Genomic DNA, 16,181 nt, shown 5'->3' with positions numbered 1-16,181 from the left:
TCACGGAGAGCGTGGTGTTTCCGCCGGTGCGGCCTGACGATGGGTCAGGATATGGCCGACGGCGACAACGAGCGATATCGCCAGGCACATCGTGGCCGTCAGCGAGCGGAATGTCTGCACCTCGGCGTCCTCGACCAGAAAGGTTTCAGATGCATCCTGGGCGATCGGGGACAAGGCAGTGTCGGTCACGGCGACGATGCCTGCGCCGACCTCTTGCGCGTGGCGAACGATGTCCAACGTTTCCGGCGCATAGGGGGCGAAGCTGACGGCAATCAGTGTATCGCCCGGACGCATGCCGGATGCCTGGATCCGGCCCATTCCGCCCAAACCGTCGATGTGATGGACCCGCAGTCCCAGATGACCGAATGCGTAGCTCAGATAGGCGGCGACGGGGTAGGAACGGCGATGGCCGCAAACATGAATGATTTCAGATGCGGCAAGGCGTTCGGCCGCCTGGCTGAAGCGATCCGCATCGACCGTATCGCGCAAATGATCCAGGGCGTGCAGCCCCGCGTCTACGAAATGAGTGAGGATATCGGGAATGCTGTCGATCGCCGCAGTCTTCCTGGCACCCTCCAGACCACCTTGCCGCAGCCGTTCCTGATAACTGGGCGCGCGGGATGCCAGCCGTGTGCGAAAGACCCGCTGCATCTCCGAAAAGCCGTCGAAGCCGAATGCCTTGGAAAATCGAATGAGCGCCGACGGCTGAACGCCGGCCCGGGCGGCGATCGTCGCCACCGTTTCCAGCGCCAGTTCCGTCGGGTTCGCCAGAGCGAAGCTGGCGATCTGCCGCAGCCGGGGACTCAAGGATCCATAGGCCGCCGCGATTTCGGCTTCGAGGACCTCGAAGCTGGTTGCATTTTCTGAGGTGTCGGGCACGCCGTCGTTCATTGCCGCTCGTCTTCATCGCCAGTGGATTGCTGAACCGACCATAGAATATTTGTTCCGTCCGTAACGCAAGACCGCGTTGAGCATATGAGCTGACGGCGGGTCCGTTCATTCGGCGGCGTGGCGCACCTGGCTGCCTTGATAGTGGCGGTCGCCTGACTCGTCCCCCGTTGGTTGCCCGGTCGTCTCCGGCACCGGCGCACCCAGTCCTCGACGGCCGGCGTCGCGCAACTCCTGCTCCAGGGCGGCGCCCTCGGCGGCACGGGGTTTTGCGAAACGGGCTATCAGTGAAAACATGACCGGTGTCAGGAACAGCGTGACGACCGTCGACAGCCCCAGCCCGCCGACGATGATCCAGCCGAGCGCCTGACGCGCTTCCGCGCCGGGGCCGCCGGACAGGATCAGCGGCAGGCCACCCAGTATCGTCGAGACGAGCGTCATCATGACCGGCCGGAATCGCACGCTGCAGGATTCCCGGATCGCTTCGGCGGTCTGGAGCCCCTGATCGCGAAGCTGGTTGGCGAACTCAACCACCAGAATGCCGTTCTTCGCCATCAGCCCGACGATCATGATCAGGCCGATCTGACTGTAGAGGTTCAGGCTGCCGCCTGTGAGCGCCATGGCAAAGACGGCCGCGCCGAGGCCGAAGGGCACCGTTGTCATGATGACGATGGCGCTGTTGATGCTTTCGAACTGCGCCGCAAGCACCAACAGCACGATCAGCACGGCGAAACCCAGCGTCCAGATGAAGCTGTTGGCGGTTTCGTTCATGGCGGCGGCATCGCCCAGGAAAATCAGACCGATGCCCGGCGGCAGCGTTTCGGCGGCGATCGCCCGCATTTCCGTGACACCCTCACTTAGCGGCGTATCCGGTGCCAGTCGCGCTGAAATGGATACTGCGCGCTGCTGGGCCTCGCGCGCCAGTTCCGGGGCGGAAGGTACCTCTTCCATGGTGACAAGCGAGGACAACGGCAGGACGCGGCCATCCCTGCTTGAGATGAAGATCGATTCCAGATCGGCCGGGCCAGAGATGGTGTCGTCCCCCGCCGTCAGCCGGATCGGCACCATGCGGTCGTCAATCGACAATTCGGTGACCGTACGGCCGTCGAGCACGGCCTGGACGGTGGCCGAAACCGACTCCAGCGGGACATTCAGGTCTGCAGCGCGCTCACGGTCGATACGCACGGAAAGTTCGGGCTGGGTGGCATCGAAATCGAGCGATGGCGAAGCCACCGCCTCACCGCGCATCTCCAGGGCCCGCATAAAGTCGTCGCCGGCAGCCACGAGGCTGTCATAATCCGGTCCCGTGAGTGCGGCGCGCAGGCCCTGGCCACCGCCGCGGATGCCCAGGCTGTTGCCGGTTCGCGTGCTGATGCGGGCGCCGGCGAAATTCGCAAGGGATTGATCGATCTCGCGCGTGATGTCGGCCTGACTGCGATCGCGTTCGCCCCAGTCGGCCAGTTGAAGCGTCACGAACCCGCGTGTGCCGCCGCCCCAGCCCGAGATCGTGAGCATGTTCTCGACTTCGCCGCTGTCGATCAGCGGCTGAACCACGCCTTCAACATAGGCGATCTGGCTTTCCGTGTATTCCAGGCTGGCCCCGTCCGGTGCGCTGACAAAGATCCGGATCACGCCGCGATCCTCGTCAGGCGTCAGTTGTTCCGGCAGCTCGCCATAGGTCGCCACCGCCAAAAAGCCGAGGGCCAGAAAGCCCGCGACGACGACAAGGGGTGCTTTCAGGGCGAGATCGAGGGCACGGCGGTAAAGCGTGGCCACGCCCGTGCCAAAGGCCGCAAGTGCCCCGCCGCCCGTCGGTGGCGGACCCGTTCGTGCCGCCATCATCGGCCCCAGCGTCAGGGCGACGAAAGTGGAGATGCTCACCGCGACCGCCAGAACGAAGCCGAATTCGGCGAACAGCGCGCCGGCGGTGCCGGGCATCATCGAAATCGGCACGAAGACGGCGATCAGGGTCGCCGTGGTGGCGAGGACCGCGAAAAAGACCTGTCTGGTCCCCAGAACCGCCGCTGCCCGGGCCGACATGTTCAGGCGCTTGTGACGCTCGATGTTTTCCAGAATGACGATGGCGTCGTCGACGACCATGCCGGTCGCCAGAACGAGGGCGAGCAGGGTCAGGATGTTGATCGAAAAGCCCATCAGCCAAATGCCGGCAACCGTGCCGATCAGGGCCACCGGAACGGTCACGGCGGGGATCAGCGTCGTCCGCCACGACCTGAGGAACAGGAAGATGACCGTGATGACGATGAGCGTCGCGATCATCAGATTGACCGCTACCTCCTGCACCGCGCCATTGATGAACACGGCGTCGTCTGATGTGACGGCGATATCGACATCCTGCGTCAGGGTCTGCTGCAGATCGTCGACCGCCGCGCGTACACCGGCAGAGATTTCCAGCGTGTTGGAACCGGCCTGCCGGACGATGCCCAGCGCGATGCCCGAATCTCCGCCGCGACGGATCGATGACGAGCGGTCTTCCGGCCCGAATGTCACTTCGGCGACATCGCCGATCCGGATGCCATTGGGCAATCGTATTGCCGCGATCTCGTCCGCCGATTCAAGGGCTGCATTGGCACGTACGGTCAGCGTGCCGCCGCCCGTGTCCAGTGTGCCGGCGGGCGCATCAAGACCCGCCGAATTCAGGGCCGTCTCCAGGTCGCCAGCGGTCAGACCGCGTGACGCCAGAGCTGTCTGATCCAGACGTACCGTGATTTCAGATCCACGCGCCCCCCAGACCGATACGTCGGCGACACCGTCCACACCCGCCAGACGATCGACGATGACACGATCTGTGACTGCCGTCAGTTCATCGATTGCCAGCGTCGGCGAGACCACCGATATCTGCATGATGGCCGACGCGTCACTATCGGCCTTCACCACCCGGGGCGGATCGACCGCGTCGGGCAGGCGGTTCTGAATGCGGCTGACGGCCTCGCGAATGTCGTTGGCGGCCACGTTCAGGTCGACCTCGGGGCCGAACTCCACGCGTACACGCGCATCCCCGCGAGAACTCTGCGACGAGATATCGGCGACGCCCTGGACGCGGGCAATGGCGCCTTCGAGGGCGCTGGTCACCTGTCGATCGACGGTCTCCGGCGCGGCACCGGGGTAATCGGCCCTGACGGTTACGACGGGACGGTCGACGCTTGGAAGCTCACGGACCTCGACGCCGAGAAACGCAGCGATGCCCGTGATGATGATCAGCAGATTGACGACGGCGACCAGGATCGGCCGGCGGACCGACAGAACGGCCAGTCCGTCCGTACCGGATCCCTTCATCAGCTCCGGCGGTTCCCCGTCCCGGTCCGGGGTTGGTGACGCCGGACCCTGGTGGTTGCGATCATCCGGCATTGGCTGGCTCCACATGACGGACGGCCGTTCCCGCCCGAATGCCCTGGAAGCCTTGCACGATCACGGGAGCTCCGACAGCAATGTCGGCATCCACGATGATACTGTCGTCCAGACGTTGCAGGATGCGAGCGTCGACCCGCGCGGCGACGCCGTCACGGTCGGTCCAGAAATAGGCGCCGTCGCGGTCCAGTTGAATGGCCATGGGCGGGATTATCAGTCCGCTCCTCGTCGAAAGCCCGACGGTAACGTCAAATGACATGCCGGGGCGAAGCCGGTCGTCGGCGTTGTCCAGTTCGGCCCGCACTGCAACGGTCCGGGATACAGGATCCACGCGGCTGTCGATCGCAACGATCTCGCCCGATGCGGCAACGCCTGCGTCCGAAGGTGTCCGGGCACGCACTGGCATCCCGACTTCGATCGAACCGATGTGACGTTCGGGGATTTCGAAATCGACGCGGATCGCGGTTCGATCGTCGACGGTGATCAGCTCGGTCGAATTACTGACCAGATCGCCTTGCGCTACCTTCGGTATGCCGACGATTCCACCGAACGGCGCTGCTACGGTGCGCCGGTCCAGCGCCAGCTGCGCCATCTCCAGATCGGCGGCGGCGGCACGGGCGGCTGCCCTGGCGTCATCGACTTGCGATTGGGTTGTGTTGCCGGATTGAGCCAACCGTTCGTAACGGCCCAGGGTGGCGTCAGTCGCCTCCCTGATGCTACGGGCTTGCTCCAGCGCTATGCGTTCGTCATCGGCGTCGAGGCGAACGACGGTCTGGCCGGGCTCTACGCGTTCGCCGGCGGAAACCGGTATCTCCTCCACAAGTCCCGCACTGCGGGCGACCAATGTGACCGACCGGGTGGCAGTACCTGTTCCGATGGCCCGCAGGTCGTTTTGCGTCGACCCTTCGCGGACGGGCTCGGTGACGATGGGGGTCGCCGGTCGACCGCCGCCTGGATCGCCGCCGGCAGGCGTGGAGGCATCGGTGGTCGCGAAACCCGGCAGCGCGCCTGAATACATCGCCCAGCCAACGGCGGCAATCGCGGCCCCGGCTACCAGCTGTGTCCAAATTCTCATCGCTCGCTGCCCGCCCCGCGGCCTTGCCGGCGCCGACCCAATGCCGCCACCCATCCGCCGCCTGCCTGGAAACGCCGGCTACGGCAATCCAGTGGCCATACACACGTCAATTCTGGCAACCATTTGGCCGTGGCGAGGTTGTTGGCAAGTCCCGGTTGCTATTGCGCCTCCATATTATGCAGCGCCTGGCGGGCTTTGGTAAAGCCCGGTGCCTTTGCCAGCAGGCGTTTCAGGTCCATCATCGCACTATCGACATTGCCTCTGGCGGCATATGTCATCGCCCGCTGGAAATGGACTTCCTGCAGCAGGCCCGGCGGCCTGCCTTTGGGGCGGCGCATAGCGTTGGTCAGTGTGTGAAGCGCCGTCTGGTGAAGCCTCAGCCATCCCAGCGCGCGAGCACGGTAGAGCAATAATGCCGTACCGATGGGGGAGTCGTTTTCGATGTCCGCCGTCAGGTCGATCAGACGCCGCATCGACGCTTCGTTGCCTGTGCCCGTTCGCCATACCAGTTCCGCAAAATACAGGCGAACGACCGGATCGGCCGGCGATACGGTGAGCAGTTCTTCCAGCCGGTCCAGGGCGTCCCGTGGCCGGTTGGAATGGTGATAGACACCGATCAGACCGAGAAGTGTACCTGGTGTCTGGGGCGTCGCGTAAGCCGAAACGCGGTTGGAAATGGGGAAGCGGGCAACTGCCTCGATGCCGAATTTCTCGAAGGTCGCGCCGAGATCGTCAACTCTGCCGAGGACATTCCGGAAACGATGTTCAGCTGCTGAATAGTCGCTCATGCGAAGGTGCAGCATGGCGGAAAGCCATTCGGCGTCGGCTATTTCCCGCGCCGCCTCGAAACAGGGCAGGGCGGTGGCATGGGCCTGACGATCGGCGGTATCGCCTGCGAGCGCTATCAGACCATCGAGCAACGACGATTCCGGCGCCGTCGTCACATTTCGGCGAAATTCCGCCAGGAGGCAGCGTTCGACGCCCTCCAGGCGCAGCCGGATGGCGCGCCGCCCGGTTTCATTGCCCGCAATCGTATAAAAAAGATCGCCTTCGTTGCGCCGATGGCCTTGAAGCCGTCTCGGGCGTGGCGGCGTTTCGCCCGCTGGTTGAGGGGCATCGGGACGAGTGATCCGGTTGAACTGAAGCTGCAGATCGTGTGGCGCAGCGTCCGGTACGAAAAACTGAAATCCCATACGTCTTCACTCACATGCAAAACCCGGAATGACTTGTAGTCAGACTATCTTTATAAATTGTTTAAGTGGAAATTTTAATGAGTTATGCACCTTAGATTTCTAAGTAATTTCGGAATGAGCATCGCTACTTCGTTGCCGATGACAAAAACGGGCTTCGTTGTTCGAAATTGGACGCGCGGGATCGGGGGCTGACTCCGGCAACTGAAAGCAATCAATGGGCGCGTTTTGCGATTGTTTTTCTCGCAAAATTGCGCGACTGTATGGAGGGGCCAATCCGGGGCCTCGGCCTGTCGCAGAAGCAGGCAAAAGAACGCGGCGCGGAATTGCTGGCCATGGTCGGTCTTTCCGACAAACTCAACCACTACCCGAGCCAGATGTCAGGCGGCCAGCAGCAACGGGCGGCCATCGCACGGGCGCTTGCCGTGCGGCCCAAGGTCATGCTGTTCGACGAAGTGACGTCTGCCCTCGATCCGGAACTTGTCGGTGAAGTGCTCAATGTCATTCGCAAACTTGGCGCCGAACATGAATTGACGATGCTGATGGTCACGCATCAAATGGGGCTTGCGCGCGAGTTCGCCGACCGCGTCTGTTTCTTTTACGGGGGCAAGATTGCCGAATAGGGGCCGCCCGACAGAATGTTCACCGATCCGGGCAACGAGCCGACGCGCCAGTTTCTCAGTGCCATGCTCGACGCTGCCTGATTTGCCCGGTCTTGGCTTGTCCGGTCTTGATTTGTCAAGTCACTGGGCGTGGAGCTGCGCTCATGCGCCGATTGGTTAAAGGTCTCGCCACAGCATCGGTGCTGGTTGGCTTGGCCGGCGTCGGCACGGCGGGGTGGTCGCTGCTTCATCACCCGGTCGGGCAATGGCTGGTGCCTGTCGCAGATACCGAGCTGCGCAGTCGATTGCGCACGGCAGTTGCGTCCGAAGTATCCGACGAATGGCTCGAAGCCGAACTCGAATCGGCGCTCGCGGATAATCCGGTCGACTGGGTCGATATCGGTGTACTGGAAGAAATCCGCGACGAGCAGGCCTTGTCCGTCTCGCCGGAACTCGACGCCCGGCTTGACGAGGCGCGGCCGGGATTTGCGTCAGGCGCCATGTCATGTGCGCGCTGCATGGTTCAGCCCTCGGCCTGTGATCTCCAGCAATTGTTTTACTGCCGTCTGCCCATTGAACTGACGCCGATCGGTGATGTGTCGATACTGGCTTCGGCCGGTGCCAACGCCGCCCGGGGTGATGCCGTGGACGGGTTCGACGTCGCACTGGCAACCATCGGCCTGGGGGCGACGGCCCTGGCGCTTCCCTCGGGTGGCAGCAGCATTGGGCTGAAAGCGGGCGCGGCCACGATGAAGCTCGCCCGCAATGCCGGGCTGCTGTCAGCGCGCCTTCTGGGTGAAGTCCGCACGCTGGCGTCACGGCTCGTGCGGTGGGATCGGGCGCCGGTCGGCCTCAGTCGATTTTCCGGTACCGCCTGGGCCGAGGCGATGGATCCGGCGGCCATGGCGCAGGTTCAGCGTCTTGGTGGCGATCTCGGTGTATTGGCCGGCACCATGTCGCCCGCACATGCGGCCACCTTGCTTCGCGGCGCCGACACGATCGATGATGTCAGCGGGCTGTCGCGCATTGCCCGTGTTCAGGGAGAAGGGGCTGTTCGCACCGTGCGTGTTCTGGGCAAATCCCGCGCTCTGCGTGCCGGTATGCGGCTCAGCCGCACGGCCATGGGGATACTGGCAGGCATTGCCGGATTTCTGTTGGGGGTCGCCGGACTGGTGGGCAGTCTTGTTCAGTCGATTGTTAGCCGCCGACTGGCGCGGTAGGTCACTCGCGCCGTTGCTCAACCCCGGTTCACCAGGAGCTATTCGACTTGTGCGGGAAAGAATGGCTGGGGGACCTGGATTCGAACCAGGGTTGACGGAGTCAGAGTCCGTAGTCCTACCGCTAGACGATCCCCCAGCAGGCGGTAACCAACGCGGCGGATATATCAACGTGACCGGCTGGATGCAACGCTTTTTTCCCCCAGGTCATGTTGGCGGCACCGGCAACTCGGGTGTGTCCTTTGCGTTCGGCCCGCTATGGGCTATCCTTATCCAAAGGCCGGTACCACGTTAATGGCAAAGCGCCCGGACCGGCCGGTCGCGCGGAATGTTTTGCGGCGAGGCGATAGGCGTGGACAGGACAGACGGCAGGACGGACGATCATGGCAGCGCCTTTGGCGCCGCTCTTGGTGCGTCGGCCGATTGTGCAACTGGCGCCCAGAGCCCCGGTACCCAGAGCCCCGATACCCGTAACTCCAGTCCTCAAGGACGACGCAATCGCGCCTGGACGCGCGGCTTCAGCGACGATCGGACCGACTCCGGCGCGATCGCAGCCATCGATCTTGGCACGAATAACTGCCGGCTGTTGGTCGCGCGCAAGGCGGACGACGGATTCGCCGTCATCGACGCCTTCAGTCGCATCGTCCGGCTCGGCGAGGGGGTCGCCCGCCTGGGCCGGCTCTCCGACGAGGCCATGGACCGAACTGTTTCCGCTCTGGCGGTTTGCGCCAACAAGCTGCGCCGCCGATCCGTTGGTCCGGGCCGCAGCCGCGCCGTCGCGACCGAGGCCTGTCGGCGAGCCGTGAATTTCCCGGAATTCCGGGAACGCGTCAACGAGCGGGTCGGCATCGACCTGGAAGTCATTTCCGCGCTGGAAGAGGCGCGCCTGGCGCTGGGCGGCTGCGCGCCGCTGCTTGATCCGCAGATCCCTCATGCCCTGGTTTTCGATATCGGAGGTGGCAGTACCGAGATCATGTGGCTGACGGTTTCGCCCAATGGCACCGAAAACGCCGCGTTTCCGCCGGCCATCCGCCTGATCGACAGCATCAGTCTTCCGGTCGGCGTCGTCAGTCTTTCCGAGCGTCACGGCGGCCAATGGGTCTCGCAGGATCTGTACAAGGAAATGATCGCCGAAGTCACCGGCCCGCTTGCCTGGTTCGAAGAGCGTCACGGCATCAGGTCCCTGATAATGTCCGGTGAAGCGCAGATTCTCGGGTCTTCCGGTACGGTCACGACATTGGCCGGCGTTTCCATGGGGCTGCGGCGCTATGACCGGTCGCTCGTCGACGGAACGTTTCTTGCCACGCAGGAGGCCCGCACCATAAGCCGCAACCTGCTCGCCATGAGTGTCGGGGAGAGGTGCTGTCAGCCCTGTATCGGCCGCGACCGTGGCGATCTGGTCATTTCGGGCTGCGCAATCCTTGAGGCCATCCTCGATCAATGGCCCGCCGAGCGATTCCGGGTGGCCGACCGCGGCGTTCGCGAAGGCATTCTCTACGATCTCGTGCGCAGCCATCTCTGACCCTCCGCCGGCCGGAATCAAATTCCGCCGGGCTGGACCTGTGCCGGCCAATGGGTCACTATACGTTCCTGTTTATGGGGGTGCCGCTGCGGCTGCTCCCGGGTGCGACGGCGAAGACGGACACAGATGACAACAAAACGGACTGGTGGACGCTCTGGTACCAGTGGTGCCGGCAAGGGCGCCACACCCACGCGTCCGAGCGGGCGGGACCTGACGGTGCGCGTCAAGACGGCCGCGCGGCGCAAGACGTCGTCCACGCGCTGGCTTCAGCGGCAGTTGAACGACCCCTATGTCGTGGAGGCCCGCCGCCGCGGCCTCAGATCGCGTGCGGCGTTCAAACTGATGCAGCTCGATGAGAAGTTCGACCTCCTGCGACCCGGCGACCGCGTCGTCGATCTCGGCGCCGCACCCGGCGGCTGGACACAGGTGGCAATCGAACGGTGCCGCAAGGGAACCGTCGACCCCAAGGTCGTCGCCGTCGATTATCTGCCGATGGAGCCGGTTGCCGAGGCGACCGTACTGGAACTCGACTTTCTCGATGACGATGCGCCCGAACGCATCATCGCGGCGCTTGACGGCCAGGCCAACGTTGTCCTCAGCGACATGGCCGCACCCACCACGGGCCATCACAACACCGATCACCTGCGAATCATGGGGCTGGCCGAAGCGGCCTATGAATTCGCCGAACGGGTGCTGGCACCGGGCGGAACCTTCATTTCGAAGCTGTTCCAGGGCGGTGCGGAAAAGACACTGCTCGATCGGCTCAAGCGTGACTTCAAGAAGGTCCGGCACGCCAAGCCCGAGGCATCGCGCAGCGACAGTTCGGAGATGTATGTCGTGGCCACGGGATTTCGCGGCAACCCGGGTGGCGATTCCAGTGGAAACTCCGGCGGCAGCGAAAGCGGGCCTGCTTCGCAAGCCCCGTACGCAGCGCAGGGCTGACGGCGGACTGCCGCACTTCACAGGGGCGTCGAGATCGGTATAGTGCGCGCACGTTCAGCCGCGCCGTTCCCGGCGGCGCACAGCAATTGACAGAATTCGAGCCGAGGCGACCGCCATGGATGTCCGCAACGCCATTGAAATCCGCGAAGCCCTGACTTTCGACGATGTGTTGCTTGAACCTGCGCGCTCGGCGATCATGCCCAATCAGGCCGACACCCGTACCCGGCTCACGCGGTCGATCGAACTCGGCATTCCGCTGGCATCGGCCGCGATGGATACGGTCACCGAGGCGCCACTTGCAATCGCAATGGCCCAGTCCGGCGGCATCGGCGTGCTCCACCGCAATATGTCGATCGAGCGGCAGGCCGAGGATGTTCGCAGGGTCAAGCGCTTCGAAAGCGGCATGGTCGTCAACCCGATCACCATTACCCCTGACGCGCCACTGTCTCAGGCGCTCGAACTGATGCGCGAGAACGCGATTTCCGGCATTCCGGTGACGGAATCGAGTGGCCGGTTGGTCGGAATTCTGACCAACCGCGACGTTCGGTTCGCGTCCGATCCCGGCCAGCCTGTGCGCGAGCTGATGACGCATGAAAACCTCGTCACCGTGCTGAACGGCGTCGACCGGGGCGAAGCCAAGCGACTGCTGCACCGCCACCGGATCGAAAAGCTGCTTGTGGTCGACGATCAGGGTCGATGCACCGGGCTGATCACGGTCAAGGACATCGAAAAGGCCACGTTGTTCCCCAACGCGTGCAAGGACGATCGCGGGCGTCTGCGCGTCGCGGCGGCGACCGGCACCGGCGATAATGGGCGCGCCCGCGCCGAGGCACTTTTCGATGCCGGGGTCGACGTATTGGTCATCGACACGGCACACGGCCATTCCGAAGGCGTTCTGGAGGCTGTCGCGGCGGCTCGGCGGCTGTCGAACGCAACCGAAATCATCGCCGGCAATGTCGCGACCGCCGATGGTGCCCAGGCACTGATCGATGCCGGGGCCGACGGTATCAAGATTGGCATCGGCCCGGGGTCGATCTGCACGACGCGAATCGTGGCCGGCGTCGGCGTGCCGCAGCTGACCGCCGTGATGGAAGCCGCCGAAGTCGCGCACCGCAACGGCGTGCCGGCGATTGCCGATGGCGGCATCAAGTATTCCGGCGATCTGGCCAAAGCCATCGCGGCCGGTGCGGATTGCGCCATGATCGGCTCGTTGTTTGCCGGCACGGACGAAGCGCCGGGCGAGGTGGTCCTGTATCAGGGCCGGTCCTACAAGGCCTATCGCGGAATGGGGTCGGTCGGCGCCATGGCGCGCGGTTCGGCCGATCGCTATTTCCAGGCCGAGGTGTCCGATGCGCTCAAGCTCGTGCCCGAGGGGGTCGAGGGGCGCGTTGCCTACAAGGGACCCATCGCCACGGTAATCCATCAGCTCGTCGGCGGCTTGCGCGCGGCAATGGGCTATACCGGCAACGGCACGATGTCGGACATGCAGGGTGGTTGCCGCTTCCTGCGCATCACCAATGCCGGCCTGCGGGAAAGCCATGTTCATGACATCACGGGCGTGCAGGAAACGTCGAACTATCGCCCCGGGGGCTGACGGGTTTGTCCGGTGTGTCGATCTGACCGCTGCTTCTTCTCGCTCCCGTTCGCCAAGCTTCACCTGATTTGAAAGTTTTCGCCATGACGCCCGCAGCCAGGGTTCAGGCCACGATCGACCTGTTGACGGAAATCGCGGACGCCAGTGACCGGCCGGCCGACGGAACGATTTCCAAGTTCCTGCGGGCCCGCCGGTATATCGGGTCCAAGGACCGGGCATCGATAACCGGCTCGGTGTTTGCCGTTCTGCGCCATCGCGCGCGTCTGGACTGGTGGCTGGAGGCGGTCGACGTCGAACCGGCGCCACGGTCGCGGGCGATTGCCGCGCTGACATTGCTTGACGGCCATTCGGCCGATCAGGTCGATGCGCTTTTCCCCGGCGATCAGTATGGCCCGAAGCCGCTTTCGCCGACCGAACAGCGGCTGATCGCCGCAACGGCGGGCCGTCCGATCGATGATCCGGAAATGCCGCGCCCGGTGGCGCTGGAGTGCCCGGACTGGGTGGCCGATTCCCTGCGCGGTGTCTTCGGCGACGACTACGAGGCGGAACTTGCCGGCTTGCTCCAGGAAGCCCCGGTCGATCTTCGCGTCAACACGCTTAAGGCCGCCCGGCAGCCGGTACTCGACCGTTTGCTCAAGGACGGTTTTGCCGCGGCGCCGACCCCGCTGTCGCCGATCGGTATCCGTCTGACGGTTGACGGTGGACGCCCCAATGTGTCCGGGCATCCGCTGTTCCGCGACGGCGTGATCGAAGTGCAGGACGAAGGCTCGCAGCTTGCCGCGCTGTTGGTAGGGGCCAGGGCTGGATATCAGGTGGTCGATATCTGCGCGGGCGCGGGCGGCAAATCGCTGGCGATGGCCGCCGCGATGGGCAACAAGGGCCGGCTGGTGGCAGCTGACATATCCAAGGGCCGGCTGCTGCGATCCAAGGAACGTCTGCGCCGCGCCGGGGTCGACAATGTCGAGCCGCGTCAGATCGAGCCGGAGCGCGATCGCTGGGTCCGCCGGTCGCGCGGAAAGTACGACCGGGTGTTGGTCGATGCGCCGTGCACCGGCACCGGCGCATGGCGCCGCAACCCTGACGCCCGCTGGCGGCCGGTCGATCTGGAACGGGTCGTGGCGCGGCAGACGGCGATCCTCGGTCAGGCGGCGCGTCTCGCCAAGCCTGGCGGCCGCGTCGTCTATGTCACCTGTTCGCTGTTGCCCGAAGAAAACGAACAGGTGGTCGATGCCGTCAAGCAGCACGATCCCGCGCTCAAGGCGGTGCCGATCGAGCAGGCCTGGGACGAGGCCATCGGCGTCGGGGAATGCCCGGGCACCGGCGACGTGCTGAGGCTGACGCCTCACCGGCACGGCACGGACGGGTTCTTCGTGGCCGTGCTGGAACGCACCGCCGACGCGCCGGAGCCGGAAGCTGGCGAAGACGCGGCCGAAGAAGCGGTAGGCGGTGACGTCGACTCCCACGAAACGGTGTAAAGACCATCCAGGAAAGAGCGACCGCCATGCCCGGTGATACCGTGACCGAACTGCCCGAGACCCAGAACCACGACCGCATCCTGATCCTGGATTTCGGCAGCCAGGTGACGCAGCTTATCGCCCGCCGCGTCCGCGAAACCGGCGTCTTCTGCGAGGTATGGCCGTTCAACAAGGCGACCGACGAGACTGTCGCCGCCTTTCGGCCCAGGGGCGTCATCCTGTCGGGCGGCCCGTCCTCGGTCGTGGAGACCGGCACCCCGCGCGCGCCGGACGTCGTATTCAGCCTCGGCGTTCCCGTGCTGGGGATCTGCTATGGCGAACAGACCATGTGCGCCCAGCTCGGCGGCCGGGTCGAAAGCGCCGATCACCGTGAATTCGGACGTGCGACGATCGATGTCGTGGACGACTGTCTGCTATTCGAAGGTGTCTGGCATAGCGGCCTTCAGGTCGATGTCTGGATGAGCCATGGCGACCGTGTTTCCGCGTTGCCCGACGGGTTCCGCGTTGTGGCGCGCACTGGCAGCGCGCCCTTCGCGGCGATCGCCGACGACGAGCGCCGGTACTATGGTGTCCAGTTCCACCCCGAGGTGCTGCACACGCCTGATGGCGCTGCATTATTGCGCCAGTTCGTGCGCGGCGTGGCCGGCTGCCGGGGCGACTGGACCATGGCGGCGTTCAAGCAGGAGGCCATGAACGCAATCCGCGAGCAGGTCGGCAGCGGGCGCGTGATCTGCGGGCTGTCGGGCGGCGTCGACAGCGCGGTGGCGGCCGTGCTCATTCACGAGGCGATCGGCGACCAGCTGACCTGCATTTTCGTCGACACCGGGCTGCTGCGAAAGGGGGAGGCGGAGCAGGTCGTCCGTCTTTTCCGCGAAAGCTATAACATCCCGCTGGTTGCGGTCGACGCCGGTCCGACATTCCTCGGCCGCCTTGAGGGCGTCGACGACCCCGAGCAAAAGCGCAAGATTATCGGCAAGACCTTTATCGACGTATTCGAGGAGCAGGCAAAAGCCGCGGGCGGGGCGGATTTTCTGGCGCAAGGCACGCTCTATCCGGATGTGATCGAAAGCGTCAGCTTCGCCGGCGGTCCCAGCGTCACGATCAAGAGCCACCACAATGTCGGCGGCCTGCCGGAACGCATGAACATGAAGCTGGTCGAGCCGCTGCGCGCACTGTTCAAGGACGAGGTTCGGGCGCTTGGATATGAACTGGGCCTGCCGGCACACTTCGTAACCCGCCATCCGTTCCCGGGCCCCGGGCTGGCGGTGCGGATTCCCGGTATGATCACGCCGGAACGGATCGCCGTGCTGCAGCAGGCGGACGCGATCTATCTGGACGAGATCCGAAAGGCCGGCCTGTATGACGAAATCTGGCAGGCTTTCGCCGTGTTGCTGCCCGTGCGTACCGTGGGCGTGATGGGCGACAGCCGCACCTATGACTGGGCCTGCGCGCTCCGGGCGGTGACTTCCACCGACGGCATGACAGCGGATTATTACCCTTTCCCGCATGATTTTCTCGGCCGCGTCGCCAACCGCATCATCAACGAGGTCCGGGGCATCAACCGCGTCACCTACGACATCACCTCCAAACCCCCCGGCACGATCGAGTGGGAGTGAATTAAGTATATACTGACGATCACCGTTTGGAGTTTGGGGTCGGGCCGATCTGCAAGCATCTGCCGATCGTCCCCGTCCACCTGCAAGATGCGTTGAGCTTTGCGGCAGCCAGCGCACGACATCGCGGGTTCTGGTGGAATTTGTGGGTGGTTCTTGAAAGTCGCCGACCGGTCTGAAAGGTGAGCGCGTGAACTTGCATCCTGGAGCGTTCGGGGCTATTAATCGCCAATCGACGATATACGATGAGAGTGGCAGATGAGCACATTGGCGGCGGATCGCCCGGATGCCTTCGAAAAGGCCTCCACGGTCACTTTCAGTGACGACGATATCGCGGGCATCGCAAAGGCGCTGGCCCACCCGGCACGGATCCGGATAGTCCGCCTGCTTCTGGAAAAGCAGGCGTGCATCGGCTGCGATATTGTCGATGAAGTCGGTCTCGCCCAGTCAACCGTTTCGGAGCATCTGCGCATTCTCAAGGCCTCGGGCGTCATTACCGGAGAAGTCGAGCATCCGCGCGTCTGCTATTCGCTGAACCCGGATCGTCTGGTCCCTTTGGCGGCCCTCCTGAATGCCGTGTTCGAGAAAGACAGTCGCGGGGAATTAAGGGGCTCTATCTGTTTCGCCCCATCCGCTTGAAGGCCTGGACGGTTGAACATCATGCCTCGGAACCGCGCAGACGACCGGATCGCTGCCG

General features: G+C 64.2%; 12 protein-coding genes and 1 tRNA gene. 8 read left to right on the top strand and 5 right to left on the bottom strand.

Annotation, left to right across the window (positions count from 1 at the left end):
• The 4 genes from ABZ728_RS04635 to ABZ728_RS04620 form a co-directional block, all read right to left on the bottom strand.
• On the bottom strand, window positions 1–879 hold the full coding sequence (locus ABZ728_RS04635) for a MurR/RpiR family transcriptional regulator (protein ID WP_366654667.1): 879 nt from the start codon (window positions 877–879) through the stop codon (window positions 1–3).
• A gap of 117 nt (window positions 880–996) precedes the next feature.
• On the bottom strand, window positions 997–4,254 hold the full coding sequence (locus ABZ728_RS04630) for an efflux RND transporter permease subunit (protein ID WP_366654666.1): 3,258 nt from the start codon (window positions 4,252–4,254) through the stop codon (window positions 997–999).
• Complete coding sequence (locus ABZ728_RS04625) at window positions 4,244–5,329, bottom strand: efflux RND transporter periplasmic adaptor subunit (RefSeq protein WP_366654664.1); 1,086 nt, start codon at window positions 5,327–5,329, stop codon at window positions 4,244–4,246. Before ABZ728_RS04625 ends, ABZ728_RS04630 begins: the two co-directional genes overlap by 11 nt.
• A gap of 158 nt (window positions 5,330–5,487) precedes the next feature.
• A complete protein-coding gene (locus tag ABZ728_RS04620) occupies window positions 5,488–6,522 on the bottom strand; it encodes a hypothetical protein (RefSeq protein WP_366654662.1) in 1,035 nt (344 codons plus the stop codon).
• A gap of 260 nt (window positions 6,523–6,782) precedes the next feature.
• Here ABZ728_RS04620 and ABZ728_RS04615 point away from each other — a divergent pair, with 260 nt between their 5' ends.
• Both ABZ728_RS04615 and ABZ728_RS04610 read left to right on the top strand, forming a co-directional pair.
• Window positions 6,783–7,142: an ATP-binding cassette domain-containing protein gene (locus ABZ728_RS04615; protein WP_366654661.1), complete on the top strand. Its 360-nt coding sequence runs from the start codon at window positions 6,783–6,785 to the stop codon at window positions 7,140–7,142.
• Window positions 7,143–7,285: 143 nt separating this feature from the next.
• Window positions 7,286–8,341, top strand: coding sequence for a hypothetical protein (locus ABZ728_RS04610; protein WP_366654660.1), 1,056 nt, complete (start codon window positions 7,286–7,288; stop codon window positions 8,339–8,341).
• Window positions 8,342–8,403: 62 nt separating this feature from the next.
• On the opposite strand, the gene ABZ728_RS04605 is transcribed toward ABZ728_RS04610, so the two are convergent.
• Window positions 8,404–8,477 (bottom strand) — tRNA-Gln (locus ABZ728_RS04605).
• 213 nt (window positions 8,478–8,690) lie between these two features.
• On the opposite strand from ABZ728_RS04605, the gene ABZ728_RS04600 reads away from it, so the two are divergent.
• From ABZ728_RS04600 to ABZ728_RS04575, 6 genes are all read left to right on the top strand, one after another.
• A complete protein-coding gene (locus ABZ728_RS04600; protein ID WP_366654658.1) occupies window positions 8,691–9,860 on the top strand; it encodes a Ppx/GppA phosphatase family protein in 1,170 nt (389 codons plus the stop codon).
• Window positions 9,861–9,986: 126 nt separating this feature from the next.
• The gene (locus ABZ728_RS04595; protein WP_366654656.1) at window positions 9,987–10,802 is read left to right on the top strand and encodes an RlmE family RNA methyltransferase; all 816 of its coding nucleotides are present in this window, start codon (window positions 9,987–9,989) and stop codon (window positions 10,800–10,802) included.
• A gap of 115 nt (window positions 10,803–10,917) precedes the next feature.
• A complete protein-coding gene (guaB, locus tag ABZ728_RS04590; protein ID WP_366654654.1) occupies window positions 10,918–12,396 on the top strand; it encodes an IMP dehydrogenase in 1,479 nt (492 codons plus the stop codon).
• An 83-nt stretch (window positions 12,397–12,479) separates the two neighbouring features.
• Window positions 12,480–13,871: an RsmB/NOP family class I SAM-dependent RNA methyltransferase gene (locus tag ABZ728_RS04585; RefSeq protein ID WP_366654652.1), complete on the top strand. Its 1,392-nt coding sequence runs from the start codon at window positions 12,480–12,482 to the stop codon at window positions 13,869–13,871.
• Window positions 13,872–13,897: 26 nt separating this feature from the next.
• A complete protein-coding gene (guaA, locus tag ABZ728_RS04580; protein ID WP_366654650.1) occupies window positions 13,898–15,487 on the top strand; it encodes a glutamine-hydrolyzing GMP synthase in 1,590 nt (529 codons plus the stop codon).
• Window positions 15,488–15,742: 255 nt separating this feature from the next.
• Window positions 15,743–16,123 carry a metalloregulator ArsR/SmtB family transcription factor gene (locus tag ABZ728_RS04575; RefSeq protein WP_366654648.1) on the top strand — a complete coding sequence of 127 codons (381 nt, stop codon included), beginning with the start codon at window positions 15,743–15,745 and terminating at the stop codon, window positions 16,121–16,123.
• Window positions 16,124–16,181 lie beyond the last annotated feature (58 nt).

Source organism: Fodinicurvata sp. EGI_FJ10296, assembly GCF_040712075.1.
In the GTDB taxonomy this organism is placed as follows: Bacteria; Pseudomonadota; Alphaproteobacteria; order DSM-16000; family Inquilinaceae; genus JBFCVL01.
This window is presented reverse-complemented; position numbering and strand designations above follow the sequence as displayed.